Source organism: Cellulomonas massiliensis JC225, from assembly GCF_000312005.1.
Lineage (GTDB): Bacteria > Actinomycetota > Actinomycetes > Actinomycetales > Cellulomonadaceae > Cellulomonas > Cellulomonas massiliensis.
Genome location: NZ_HE978588.1, coordinates 413,113 through 425,244 on the forward strand (window position 1 = coordinate 413,113; position 12,132 = coordinate 425,244).

The window sequence follows — 12,132 nt, forward strand, 5'->3', positions numbered from 1 at the left end:
GGCACGGTGCCCGGCGGCGACCAGGTGCCGTCCGACGCGCAGTAGCCCTCGGGACACCGTCAGGCCGGCGGTCCGGCGAGCCGCGCGAGCAGGCCCGCCCGGACCGCCGGCCACTCGTCCGCGAGGACCGAGAAGTACGCCGTGTCCGCCACCGTCCCGTCGGGCGAGCGCCGGTGGCGGCGCAGCACGCCCTCCGGCTGCGCGCCGAGCCGCCGGATCGCCGCGATCGAGCGCGTGTTGCGCGAGTCGGCCCGCAGCGCCACGCGCTCGCAGCCCCACTCCTCGAACGCGTGCGTGAGCAGCACGAGCTTGCAGGCGGGGTTGGTGGTCCCGCCCCACCACGGCCGTGCGTAGTAGGTGTGCCCGACCTCGACGCGCGGCACCCGGGGCACCCAGTCGTAGAACGACGTGCTGCCCCGCACCTCGTCGTCGTCGCCGAGGACCGCGAACGCGAGCCGGTCCGGCGCGCGCAGGGCACCCGCGATCTCCTCCCCCATGCGCTCGGCGGAGTCGGGCAGCGGCGAGCCCATGCCGCGCCACAGGTCGAGGTCGACGATCGCCGCGAGCGCCGTCGCGTGCTCCGGCGCGAGCGGCACGAGGCGGACGCCGGGACCGGTGAGGACGAGGTCGTGCTCCATGCGGACACCCTCTCGCGCCACGTCGGCGCGGGGCCTGACCGTCTCGGGGGGACGCGGCCAGGCGGGGCGGGTCGTCGCGGCGACGGCCCGCCCCGCCCTCACCGCCGGCTCACGGCGCCGGGACCGTGTCGACCCAGCTCGTGCCCGCGGCGCGGTAGCCGTTGACCCGCGCGACGACGTCGGACGGCGCCACCACCTCACCCTTCGCGTGGTAGAACCAGTCGACCTGCTGCACGTAGGTGCGCGGCGTGCTGCTGCCGATCTGGCCGCCGCTGATGAACCAGAGGTTGAAGTTCACCGACTGCACCGTCTCCGGGTAGTAGTCGCCCCCGTGCGTCGCGAACAGCTGCCCGTCGACGTAGTAGCGGATCTGCCCGTCCGCGACCTGCAGCACGAGGTCGTGCCAGCCGGCGTAGCTCTGCCGGACCTCGGTGTGCGTGTTGACGGCCAGCCACGGCTCGTTGCGGTACGTCTCCCACGACGTCGTGTAGAGGATGTTCGACGGCTCGCCCCAACCGCCGTTGGGCAGGTACTCGAAGTCCTGCTCGGAGTACTGCGGGTCGAGGTCGTAGGCGAGGGGCGTGATGGTGAAGAAGGTCTCGACGACGGCGTCGCCGTCCGGACCGCTGACCGGGGCGTCCGTGAACAGCACCCGCGCGGCGTACGTCCCGTCGAGGAACTTGCGCTGGTGCAGGACCTCCGACTGCTGGGTCCCCGCCCCCGTGCCGTCCGTCGTCGAGCGCAGCTGCAGCGCCGTGTTGCTCCCCGAGACGGTGGGGAAGGAGACGTTCTGCTTCGGCCACGACGCCCCGGGGATCCCCGGGCCGCCCGCGTTCGTGCGGATCGTCCAGTGGTGGGCGCCGATGGCCGGGTCGTCGGCGTTCGCGTAGCTGAAGTCGTCGAAGACGACCGGGCCGCGGCCGGGGGGCTGGGTCGGCTGCGGTGTCGTCGGCGTCGGGTTCGGCGTCGTGGGCGTCGGGCTGCTGCCCGTGGGCGGCGTGCCCCAGACGAGGGCACCGTCCACGTACACGGCCGCCCTGGTCCAGTCCTGGTAGGCCGTCGTGGCCCCGTAGGAGTAGTCGTCCGCCTGCCCGATGCGCTGCCAGTCGGACCGGTGGAAGCGCAGCTGGAGGTCGCCCGTGCTCGCACCCGGCGCCAGCGTGCCCGCGGTGAAGCCGACGTCGAGGTACCGGTCGGCGCCGGCGGGCGCCCCGGCGACCGTCCCGAACGTGCCCGTCACCGTGGAGCAGGAGACGACGGCCCACGAGCACGCGAACCGGTACTGCTGGCCCGGGGAGTCCGAGCCGAACCAGTAGCGGATCGTCACCCGGCTCAGCGGCACCGCGCTCGCGCCGTCGTTGCGGAGCTGGAACCACGGCTCGACCTGGTCGACCGTGGCCCCCGGCGCACTCGTGCGGTACTGCAGGCGGAGCGTGCCCGCCGCCTGTGCGGACCCGGCGGCCACGCCGACCGCCACGAGCGCGGCGGCCGCCGTCGCGGCGGCCCACACCACCCGTCTCCTGCTCCTCGTCATGCTCGTCCTGGTTGCCATGGCGGTTCCTTCCACTCGGTGTTCAGGCCCAGCCGGGCCAGGTGTGCGCGAAGCCGTGCGAGGAAGTCGGGGTAGTCACCGGCGGTGCCCCAGGCGACCTCGGCGAACGCGCACAGCCGCGGGAAGGCTCGGCGCTCCACGTCAGCGGGAGTCGGGAGGTACTCGGTCCAGAGCTGCGCCTGCACGCCGAGCACCCGTCCGGGCGCTCCGTGCGGCGTCGGGGGGTCGAACGTGTAGACGTTCTCGAGCGGCAGCACGCGGTCGGGGGCGAACGGGCCGGGCTCGAGGCGGGTCGGGTAGTCGAGGTACGTGCGCAGGTGCGGCGTGAGGACGACGTCGTGACCCGCGAACGCGGCGGCGGCTCCGCTGTCCTCGTCGAGCCACGTCATCGCCACCGCGCCGGGCGGCCCGTCGGCCTTCTCGTACCAGTACACCGGGGTCCGGCCGAGCGAGCGCACGTGCGCGGCCATCCGCGCGGAGAACCAGGCGCGCGCCTCGTGCGGGCCGGCGAGCCCGAGCTCGGCGATGCGCTCCCGCGCCCGTGGGGTCGTCGCCCACTCGTCCGGCAGGCACTCGTCCCCGCCGAGGTGCACGTGCTCGGCCGGGAACACCTCGACGAGCTCGTCGAGCACGTGCCGGAAGAAGTCGAGCGTGGACTCCTCCAGGTTGAGCGTGTGCGGGCTGATCCCCCACGAGCGCCACACCTCGAGCGGCCGGTCCGGGTCGTTGCCCAGCTCCGGGTACGCCGCGAGCGCGGCCTGGACGTGCCCGGGGAGGCCGATCTCCGGCACGACGGTCACGCCCTGCCCCGCCGCGTGCTCGACGACCCGGCGCAGGTCGTCGAGCGCGTAGTGCTCCCCGGACGCCAGGCGCGGGTAGCGCTCGACGGGCAGCCGCCAGCCCTGGTCGTCGGTGAGGTGCAGCTGGAGGACGTTGAGCTTGTGGGCCGCGAGGAGGTCGACGAGCCGCAGGAGGAACTCCACCGGCATGAAGTGCCGCGCGACGTCGAGCATGACGCCCCGCCAGGGGAACCGGGGCGCGTCCACGATCGTCCCGAGCGGCACGTCGGCGCCGAGCGCGTCGAGCGTCGTGCGGCCGTACCGCTCTCCCGCGGGGCCGCCCGCGGTGAGGACGACCTCGGCCGTGGACACGTCCAGGCGGTACGCCTCCGGGCCGAAGGTGGCGTCGTGGTGCACGCGCAGCACCTGGGGTGCGGCGGTGGGTCCGCCGCGGGGCATGATCCGGGGTCGCGGGATCACCGGGTCAGCCCTTCACCGCGCCGGCGACGATGCCGGTCGTCACGCGCCGCTGGAGCACGAGGAACACCCCGAGCACGGGCAGCATGAAGAGCGTCGCGGCGGCCATCGTGGCGCCCCAGTCGGTGCCGAAGACGTTGGAGAACGACGACAGCCAGACGGGCAGCGTGCGGTTGTCCTGGTTCTTGATGATCAGCGCGTTCGCGAACGCGAACTCGTTCCACGCGGTGATGAACCCGAACAGCGACGTCGACATCAGGCCGGGCGCGAGCAGCGGGAGCACCACGAGCCGGAAGGCCTGCGCGCGGCTGGCCCCGTCGAGCTGCGCCGCCTCCTCGAGCTCGACCGGGACGGACGCGAGGAACCCGCGCAGCGTGACGATCGTGAACGGCAGCGTCGCCATGAAGTAGATGAGCGTGAGCATCGACAGGCGGTCGAGCATGTTCGTGTCCCGGGCGATGATGAACATGGGCACGATCAGCGCCTCCCAGGGCGCCATCTGGGCGACGAAGACCAGCAGGACGAAGCCCTGACGGCCGCGCCACCGCATGCGCGCCACGGCGAAGGCGGCCATGAGCGCGACGACGAGCGCGAGCAGCACCGCGCCGACCGAGACCAGCAGGCTGTTGCGCCAGAACAGCCAGAACCCGTCGGCGCCGACGGCCGTGCGGAAGTGGGCGAGCGTGGGGTGCAGCGGCACGAGCTGCGGGGTCTCGGCGTTGATGTCGGTGGCCGGCTTGAACGCCGTGACGACCATCCAGTAGACCGGGAACGCCGAGACCACCAGGACGACCACGGCGGCGAGGTTGGACGGCAGGTCCCGCAGGCGCCGGGCCCGCCGCGCACCGGCCCGCTCCGGGGCGCGCACGCGGGGAGGCGCGGCCAGCGTCGGCGCGCTCACGCGGCACCGCCCTCGGCCCGCTCGTCGCGCCACAGCTGCCGCAGGTGCGGCACGAGGACGACGAGCAGGATCAGCACCGTCAGGGTCGAGATCGCCGCGCCGAGGTCGTACCGGTGCAGCGACTGCGCGACCCGGAACGCGTGCACCGGCAGGGTCGTCGTCGCCCCGTCGGGGCCGCCCTGCGTGATCGCCCAGATCTGCGCGAAGCACTTGAACACCCAGATCACCTCCAGCGAGGTGACGAGCCCGAACAGCGTGCGCAGCATCGGCACCGTGATGACGCGGAAGATCTGGGCGGCCGAGGCGCCGTCGATGCGCGCCGACTCGAACAGCTCGTCCGGGATCGTCGTCATGCCCGCGTACAGCGTCAGCGCCGCGAACGGCACCGACTGCCACACCACGAGCACCACGAGGATGACGAACGTCGACAGGCCGTCGGCGAACCAGGTGTACCCGTCGAAGCGCTCGAGCCCGAGCGTGGTGAGCAGCCAGTTCACGACGCCGAGCTGCGACTGGAACAGCCACTGGAACACGGTCGTGGCGGCCAGCACGGGCACGGCCCAGACGAGGACGAGGACGCTCATCACCGCCAGGCGCATCCGACGCCCGAGCCGGACGAGCAGCAGCGCGACCGCCGTCGAGAGACCGACGATCAGCACCGTGTTCACCGCCGTCCACAGCAGCGTCCGGCCCAGCACGGTCCACAGCTCCGGACCCGTGAGCAGCTCGCGGTAGTTCTCCAGGCCGACGAAGCGGGCGCCGCCGCGGATCAGCTCGCCGGTGCGGAAGTGCTGCAGCGAGATGAGGACGCTGCGCACGAGCGGGTAGAGCAGCAGGTACAGCGCACCGACGACCGTGGGGGCCACCAGCAGGTACGGCCACACCGACGCCGGTGGGCGGGCCGGGCGGCGCGGACGCACCCGGGCCGGGGCCAGGCGGGTGCGCGCGGGGTCGGAGGTGAGCACGTCGTCCTCGTCGTCGTCGTCGGGGCGTGGCGTCGGGCGTGGGGCACGAGGGCGCCCCGCGCGCCCCGAGGTGCGGGGCGCGCGGGAGCGTCCTCAGGAGTCGGCGCCGAGGATCGTCGTGATCTCGTCGGACGCCTGGGCGGCGGCGGCTGCCGCGTCGCCGCCGGTCAGGGCCTGGGTCATGTACTCCTTGATGACGTTGTTCGCCTCGACCGCCGCCCAGCTCGGCGACGTGGGCGTGGCGTGGCCGTTCGCCGCGCCCGCGGCCATGGCCTCCGCGCCCTCGTTGCCCTCGAGCGCGCCCGCGTACGCGGCCTTGTTCGGCACGTACGACATCGCGGCGGCCATCGCGGTCTGGAACCTCTCCGCGGTGAGCGCCTTCACGACCTCGTAGGCGGCGGCCTGGTTCTTCGACGCCTCGGGGATGACGAGGTCGGAGCCGCCGGTGAAGACGGCGCCAGGCGCGTCGGCGGTCTTGCCGGGGATGGGGAAGAACCCCAGCTTCCCCTCGAGGTCCGGGTTGGCCGCGAGGATCGCACCGGCGCCTCCCGGGGCCGAGATCAGCTGCGCGACGTCACCACGGGCGAAGACGTCGGCCTGCGGCGGGTTCGCCTCGTCGGAGTCCTTCGGCCCCTGCCCGAGCGCCTGCAGCTGGGCGTAGAACGCCATGCCCGCGAGCGCCTCCGGGGTGTCCAGCGCACCCTTCCAGGCGTCGCCGTCCCGGACGGCGAGGTCGCCGCCCTCGTCCCAGATGAACCCGGCGAGCGTGTACCAGTTCTGGCCCGGGAGGTAGATGCCCTGGTGGCCGTCGGTGTTCAGCCTCGTCGTGACGTCGATCCACTCCGCGCGCGTCGTCGGCAGGTCCGTGACGCCGGCCTGCTCGAACAGGTCCTTGTTGTAGATGACGACGCGGTTGGCGGCGTACCAGGGGATGCCGAACTGCGCGCCGTCGATCCGGCCCGGCTCCGCGAGGCCCGGGATCCAGTCCTGCCCGCCGAGCTCGTCGACCTTGTCGGTGAGGTCGACGACGCCGCCGCTCGCCGCGTACTCGGCGACCTGGGTGTTGCCGACCTCGATGACGTCGGGCGCGTCGTTGCTCGCGAGCGCGCTCGTGACCTTCTGGCCGATGCCGTCCCACTCCTGGATCTGCACGTCGAGGGTCAGGTCGTCGTGCTCGGCCTCGAAGGCGGCGACGAAGTCCTGCACCACCTCGTCGGTGAGGCTGTCGCGCATGAACCAGACGGTGAGCTCGGTGGGGCCGCTCGCCTCGGGCGCGGGGCTGCTGCCGCAGCCGGCGAGACCGACGACGAGGGGCACGGCGAGCCCGAGGGCGAGCGCCGGGCGGACGGGACGGAGCTTCATCGATCTCTCCCAGTGGTCAGTGATTGGTAAGTTCTAGCGGGGGCAGGGCTAGAGTGGTCCTGACCACTGCGCGCGTCAAGAGGCGAACCGCCACCGAATGCACCTGACCAGTGCGCCGCACTGGTAAGGTTCGGCGCGTGACGCTCAACCTCGGTCCCGGGCTCAAGCGGGACGCCGTGCGCGACTACCTGCTCGACCTGGTCGCCGGACGCGGCCCGGGCGAGGCCATCCCCTCCGAGCGCGACCTCGCCCGCGAGCTCGGGGTGTCACGGCCGACGCTGCGGGCCGCCGTGGACGACCTGGTGCGGGGCGGCGTCCTCGTGCGCGAGCACGGCCGCGGGACCTTCACGGGGCCGCACCGGGTGACCCAGGCGCTCGCCGCCACGCCGAGCGGGTCGTTCTACGCGCCGCCCGCCGAGGGCGAGTGGGCGAGCCGCGTCCTGGAGCTGGAGACCATCGCCGCGGGTCCCCAGCTGGCCCGGCGGCTGCAGCTCGCGCCGGCCGCGCTCGTGCGCCGCATCGTGCGCCTGCGCGTCGTCGACGGCGAGCCGATGGCGATCGAGCGCATCCACCTCCCGGCGGTGCTCGTCGACGGCCTGGAGGCGGACGACCTCGTCGCCGGGTCGTTCTACCGGCTGCTGCGCGAGCGCTTCGGCGTCGACGTGCGCAGCGCGGTGCAGACCCTCGAGGCGACCGTCACCGACGAGACCGAGGCGCACCTGCTCGACGTCCCGCAGCACTTCCCCGCGCTCATGGTCGAGCGCACGACGCGGGACGCCGGGGGCCGCATCGTCGAGTTCGTCCGCTCGGTGTACCGCGGCGACCGCTACCGGGTGACGTCCGAGCTCCACTTCGACGCCGAGTCGGGCTGACCCGGCGGGTGCGCCGCGGGAGCGCGGCGCGGGCGGGACCGTCCGCGCCCCGTGGCAGGGTGGGCCGCGTGAGCCCCCTCGACGACGTGCTGCCCGGCGACGACCTGGACGGCGAGCGCCTGGAGGACGCCGTGCTCGACGGCCGCGACCTCGCGGGGTCGTCGCTGCTCGAGTGCGCGTTCGCGCGCTGCTCGCTCGACGAGCTGCGCCTCGACCGGGCCCGGCTCGTCGACACCACGTTCGACGAGTGCCGCGCCGGGTCCCTGTCCGCCGCGAGCGGCACCTGGCAGGACGTCACGTGGACGGACGCGCGCGTGGGTGCGCTGCTCGCCGGCGGGTCGGCGTGGACCCGGGTCGAGCTGCGCGGCGGCAAGCTCGACTACGTGAACCTGCGCGGCGCCCGCCTGGACACCGTGCGGCTCGTCGAGGTCGTCGTCGACGAGCTCGACCTCACCGACGCGCAGGCCCGCGGGCTCCGCCTCGAGGGCTGCCGCGTGCGCTCGCTCACGCTGCGCGGCGCCCGGCTGCGCTCCGCCGACCTGCGCGGCGTGGACGGGCTGCAGGCGCTCGCCGGCGCGGACGGCCTCGCGGGCGCGACGATCACGCAGGGCCAGCTGCTCGAGCTCGCCCCGCTGCTCGCCGAGCACCTCGGCCTCGTCGTCGACTGACGTCAGTCGTCGAGCGCGGGCCCGCACGCCGCGGCCGCCGTGGCGGCGAGGTGGTCCAGGCCCTCCACGGCGATGAGCGGCCGGGTGTCGTCGACGACGGCCCAGCAGCCGTCGACCACCTCGTACCGCGCGCGCGGCCCCTCGCCCAGGTACGCGGCCACCCCGGACACCAGGCGGTCGACCCACTCGCTCGTCGAGCCGACCCCGACGGACGCGCGGACGGCGCCGCCGGACGCCCCGAGGTGCGCGAGCAGGGGGTGCGCGCAGAACCGCCCGTCGCGCACGCCGATGCCGTGCTCGGCCGCGAGGTAGGCGGCGACGAGGCCGGCGTCGTGGCCGGGCACGGTGAACGTGACGACCCCGACGGGGTCGGCCGAGTCCGGCCAGATCCGGGCCACCTCGACGCCGTCGACCGCCCGCAGCCCGTCGACGAGCCGGTCCCGCAGCGCGACCTCGTGCGCCTCCAGGGCGCCGTCGGGCAGGGACGCGAGCGTCTCACAGGCCTGCGCGAGGGCGATCGCGCCGACGACGTTCGGCGAGCCGGCCTCGTGCCGCGCGGGGGCCGGCTGCCAGACGGTACGGTCCGCGCGCACGTCGCGCACCGCGCCGCCGCCGGCCAGGTACGGGGTGCCGGTGTCGAGCCAGTCCCGGCGCCCGACGAGGGCGCCCGCACCGAACGGCGCGTAGGTCTTGTGGCCGGAGAAGGCGACGTAGTCGACGCCGGACTCCTGCAGCGAGAAGCGCCGGTGCGGGACGAGCTGCGCCCCGTCGACCGCCACCCGGGCACCGGCGGCGTGGGCGATCGCCACCACCCGGTCCAGCGGCAGCGACTCCCCGGTCACGTTCGACGCCCCCGTCACCGTGACGAGCGCGAACGGCTGCTGCGCGAGCTCGATGGCGAGCGACGCGAGCGTGCCCTCCACCGTGGCGTCGATCGGCAGGATGGTCGTGCGGTGCTCGCCCCGCGCGGCGTGCACCCACGGCAGCAGGTTGGCGTGGTGCTCGAGGTCGAGCACCAGCACACGGCCGGGCACCACGGACGCGAGCAGGTTGAGCGAGTCGGTCGTGTTGCGGGTCACGACCGCCACGTCGTCCTCGCGCGCCCCGACGAAGCGGGCGATCGTCTGCCGGGCCGCCTCGTACAGGGCGGTCGACACCTGCGAGAGGTAACCCGCCCCGCGGTGCACGGAGGCGTACAGCGGCAGGACCTCGGCCACGCGGTCGGCGACGGCCTGCAGCGCCGGCGCGCTCGCCGCGTAGTCGAGGTTCGCGTAGACGCGCTGGGTGCCGTCGACGAGCGGCACGGTCGTGGACGCCCCCACGACGGGGAGCAGCGCCGCCACCGCGTCCGCGGCGGGGGTCAGGGGGTGGCCCGGCCCGGCGGCGCCGGTGGCACAGGACGGGGCGATCTCGGTGACGGTCATGGCACAGCCCTCCGACTGGGGGACTGCCGTCCCCGCGCTTGCCGACGCCGGACGGCGTACGGCCAGGTCGTCACCCGGGGCACCCCGCCGCGGTGGGAGGGTTGCCGGCCAGCGAGCCGGGGCTTCGCGCTGGCGCTCATGACCTGCGTCGAGGGTGCCGACGACGTGCCGACGGTGTCAACGCGTCGTCGCGCACGTCTCGGATCGCGGGACGACCGGTCCACCCCTTGGAGCCGGTCGGGCGGCGTGCGTACGATCGCCGCACCATCCAGAGCGGCCGAGAGATCTGGCTCGACGACGCCGCAGCAACCCGCGGGGCCACGCCCCGGCCGAGGGTGCTACCGCCAGACCGATGGAGGAGCGCATGACGTACGCCGGCGACCTGACCCCCCAGCAGGCCTGGGACCTGCTCCGCGACGACGAGGGCGCCGTGCTCGTCGACGTCCGCACCGACGGCGAGTGGCGCACGGTCGGGGTGCCGGACGCCGCCCAGCTCGGCGGACGAGCCGCGTTCGTCGAGTGGACCACCGCCGCCGGCCCCAACCCGCGGTTCCTCGAGGAGCTCGCCGAGGCGGGCGTCGAGCGCGGGCGGCCGGTCGTCTTCCTGTGCCGCTCGGGCGTCCGCTCGGTGGCCGCCGCCCAGGCGGCGACCTCCGCCGGCTACGGCCCCGCCTACAACGTGCTGCAGGGCTTCGAGGGGGACGCCGGGCCGGACGGGCAGCGGGGCCACAGCGGCTGGCGCGCCGACGGCCTGCCCTGGCGCTCGCTGTGAGCGCGGGCCGCGCCCTGCCCGGGCCCGGCGACTGGGACGACCACGGCCTGGACCGCTCGACCCTGCGCCCCGACACGCTCGCCGTGCGCGGCGGCCTCGTGCGCTCGGGCTTCGAGGAGATGTCCGAGGCGCTGTTCCTCACGCAGGGCTACACCTACGCGTCCGCGGCCGAGGCGGAGGCCGCGTTCGCCGGCGAGCGGGACCGGTTCCTGTACTCCCGGTACTCCAACCCGACCGTCTCGACGTTCGAGGAGCGCCTGCGGCTGCTCGACGGCGCCGAGGCCTGCTACGCGACGGCGACCGGCATGTCCGCCGTGTTCACCGCGCTCGCCGCGCTGGTGAAGGCGGGCTCGCGGGTCGTGGCGGCGCGCGCGCTGTTCGGCTCGACCGTCGTCATCTTCGACGAGATCCTCGCCGGCTGGGGCGTCACCACCGATTACGTCGACGGGCACGAGCTCGCGCAGTGGGAGGCGGCGCTCGCCACGCCCGCCGACGTCGTGTTCTTCGAGACGCCGTCGAACCCGATGCAGGACCTCGTGGACGTCGCCGCGGTCGCGCGCCTGGCGCACGCCGCGGGAGCGACCGTCGTCGTCGACAACGTGTTCGCGACCCCGGTGCTGTCCCGGCCGCTCGACCTCGGCGCGGACGTGGTCGTCTACTCGGCGACGAAGCACATCGACGGGCAGGGCCGCGTCCTGGGCGGCGCGATCCTCGGTTCCGAGGACTACGTCCGCGGGCCGGTGCAGACGCTGCTGCGCAACACCGGGCCGTCCCTGTCGCCGTTCAACGCCTGGGTGCTGCTCAAGGGCCTCGAGACCCTGTCGCTGCGCGTCCGGCACCAGACGGCCTCGGCCCTCGAGCTGGCCACGTGGCTCGAGCAGCAGCCGCAGGTCGCCCGGGTCCGCTACCCGTACCTCGCCTCCCACCCGCAGCACGCGCTGGCCCGGCGGCAGCAGTCGGGCGGCGGCACCGTCGTCACGTTCGACCTCGCCGTGCCGCAGGACGCGAGCCCGGAGGTCGCGAAGAAGGCGACGTTCGGCGTGCTCGACGCGCTGCGGCTCGTCGACATCTCGAACAACCTCGGCGACGCGAAGTCGATCGTCACGCACCCGGCGACGACCACGCACCGCAAGCTCGGCCCGGAGGGCCGCGCACGCGTGGGGATCGCCGAGGCGACCGTCCGGTTCTCGGTGGGGCTGGAGGACGTCGGCGACCTGCGGGACGACCTGACGCAGGCGCTGGGGACGCTCGGCGGCTGAGCGGCTGCCCCCCGCGGTTGCGGGCGCTGCCGCGGGGGTCCACGGTGGAGCGACGTCGAGCCGACGGCGCACCCCTGCTCAGCGGGAGCACGCATGCCCACCTCGTCCGCGCCGGCCGGCGCCCGCGTCCGCCGCCTCGTCGCCACCCTGCTGCGCCTCGCGCTCGCCGTCGGTCTCGTCGGGCTGGCGGTCCTGCCGGGCACGGCGGCCGACGCCGCCGCCGCGCGCGAGCCCGTCACGGCCGTGGGCGTGCACGCCGCGACCACGCCCGCACCGACGCCGTCGGAGCCCGACTACGGGCCGCACCAGGCGCCCGGGCACGGTCAGCTCGGCGAGGTGAGCACCGCGGGCATCGTCTTCATCGTGGTGGTCGCCGCCGCGGCGATCTCGTTCGTCGTGACGATGGCGCTCCGCCACCGCCGCCGCACGCTGCGCGAACGCCGGGAGCACGAGGCGTCCTGAC

The 12,132-nt window shown here is 74.5% G+C and carries 12 protein-coding genes and 2 riboswitches; of the genes, 5 read left to right on the plus strand and 7 right to left on the minus strand.

The genetic code is table 11. The features are described from left to right. Positions 1-59: 59 nt before the first annotated feature. The 6 genes from HGCM_RS01910 to HGCM_RS01935 all read right to left on the minus strand — a co-directional run bounded on the left by HGCM_RS01910 (position 60) and on the right by HGCM_RS01935 (position 6,674). A complete protein-coding gene (locus HGCM_RS01910; RefSeq protein ID WP_019135201.1) occupies positions 60-638 on the minus strand; it encodes a GNAT family N-acetyltransferase in 579 nt (192 codons plus the stop codon). Between the two features lie 109 nt (positions 639-747). Next, positions 748-2,190 (minus strand): cellulose binding domain-containing protein, encoded by a 1,443-nt coding sequence (locus HGCM_RS01915; protein ID WP_026075188.1) that lies wholly within the window; start codon positions 2,188-2,190, stop codon positions 748-750. Continuing rightward, positions 2,169-3,449, minus strand: coding sequence for a beta-N-acetylhexosaminidase (locus HGCM_RS01920; RefSeq protein ID WP_218917029.1), 1,281 nt, complete (start codon positions 3,447-3,449; stop codon positions 2,169-2,171). The genes HGCM_RS01915 and HGCM_RS01920 overlap by 22 nt, the downstream gene beginning before the upstream one ends. Positions 3,450-3,453: 4 nt before the next feature. After that, positions 3,454-4,347, minus strand: a complete 894-nt coding sequence (locus HGCM_RS01925) for a carbohydrate ABC transporter permease (protein WP_019135204.1) — start codon at positions 4,345-4,347, stop codon at positions 3,454-3,456. Further along, entirely contained in the window at positions 4,344-5,312 is a 969-nt protein-coding gene (locus tag HGCM_RS01930; protein ID WP_019135205.1) for a carbohydrate ABC transporter permease, read from the minus strand. The genes HGCM_RS01925 and HGCM_RS01930 overlap by 4 nt, the downstream gene beginning before the upstream one ends. A gap of 93 nt (positions 5,313-5,405) precedes the next feature. Next, positions 5,406-6,674, minus strand: coding sequence for an extracellular solute-binding protein (locus HGCM_RS01935; protein WP_019135206.1), 1,269 nt, complete (start codon positions 6,672-6,674; stop codon positions 5,406-5,408). Positions 6,675-6,811: 137 nt separating this feature from the next. On the opposite strand from HGCM_RS01935, the gene HGCM_RS01940 reads away from it, so the two are divergent. Then, positions 6,812-7,546, plus strand: a complete 735-nt coding sequence (locus HGCM_RS01940) for a GntR family transcriptional regulator (protein WP_019135207.1) — start codon at positions 6,812-6,814, stop codon at positions 7,544-7,546. A 68-nt stretch (positions 7,547-7,614) separates the two neighbouring features. Further along, positions 7,615-8,214 carry a pentapeptide repeat-containing protein gene (locus tag HGCM_RS01945; RefSeq protein WP_019135208.1) on the plus strand — a complete coding sequence of 200 codons (600 nt, stop codon included), beginning with the start codon at positions 7,615-7,617 and terminating at the stop codon, positions 8,212-8,214. Between the two features lie 2 nt (positions 8,215-8,216). On the opposite strand, the gene HGCM_RS01950 is transcribed toward HGCM_RS01945, so the two are convergent. Next, positions 8,217-9,638, minus strand: a complete 1,422-nt coding sequence (locus HGCM_RS01950; RefSeq protein ID WP_019135209.1) for an aminotransferase class V-fold PLP-dependent enzyme — start codon at positions 9,636-9,638, stop codon at positions 8,217-8,219. A 29-nt stretch (positions 9,639-9,667) separates the two neighbouring features. Continuing rightward, a riboswitch (SAM riboswitch) is annotated at positions 9,668-9,782 on the minus strand. Between the two features lie 117 nt (positions 9,783-9,899). After that, positions 9,900-9,997, plus strand: a riboswitch (SAM riboswitch). A 5-nt stretch (positions 9,998-10,002) separates the two neighbouring features. Between HGCM_RS01950 and HGCM_RS01955 the strand changes: the two genes are divergently transcribed. The 3 genes from HGCM_RS01955 (at position 10,003) to HGCM_RS16440 (ending at position 12,131) form a co-directional block, all read left to right on the plus strand. Continuing rightward, entirely contained in the window at positions 10,003-10,410 is a 408-nt protein-coding gene (locus tag HGCM_RS01955) for a rhodanese-like domain-containing protein (protein ID WP_026075191.1), read from the plus strand. Further along, on the plus strand, positions 10,407-11,669 hold the full coding sequence (locus HGCM_RS01960) for an O-succinylhomoserine sulfhydrylase (protein WP_019135211.1): 1,263 nt from the start codon (positions 10,407-10,409) through the stop codon (positions 11,667-11,669). The genes HGCM_RS01955 and HGCM_RS01960 overlap by 4 nt, the downstream gene beginning before the upstream one ends. A 93-nt stretch (positions 11,670-11,762) precedes the next feature. Then, complete coding sequence (locus HGCM_RS16440) at positions 11,763-12,131, plus strand: hypothetical protein (protein ID WP_019135212.1); 369 nt, start codon at positions 11,763-11,765, stop codon at positions 12,129-12,131. Position 12,132 lies beyond the last annotated feature (1 nt).

What these genes read in the sequence shown, in the direction of transcription:
- HGCM_RS01910 (WP_019135201.1), bottom strand. Translation starts at nt 638, where the DNA reads ATGGAGCACGACCTCGTCCTCACCGGTCCCGGCGTCCGCCTCGTGCCG.
- HGCM_RS01915 (WP_026075188.1), bottom strand. Translation starts at nt 2,190, where the DNA reads ATGGCAACCAGGACGAGCATGACGAGGAGCAGGAGACGGGTGGTGTGG.
- HGCM_RS01935 (WP_019135206.1), bottom strand. Translation starts at nt 6,674, where the DNA reads ATGAAGCTCCGTCCCGTCCGCCCGGCGCTCGCCCTCGGGCTCGCCGTG.
- HGCM_RS01950 (WP_019135209.1), bottom strand. Translation starts at nt 9,638, where the DNA reads ATGACCGTCACCGAGATCGCCCCGTCCTGTGCCACCGGCGCCGCCGGG.
- HGCM_RS01955 (WP_026075191.1), top strand. Translation starts at nt 10,003, where the DNA reads ATGACGTACGCCGGCGACCTGACCCCCCAGCAGGCCTGGGACCTGCTC.
- HGCM_RS16440 (WP_019135212.1), top strand. Translation starts at nt 11,763, where the DNA reads ATGCCCACCTCGTCCGCGCCGGCCGGCGCCCGCGTCCGCCGCCTCGTC.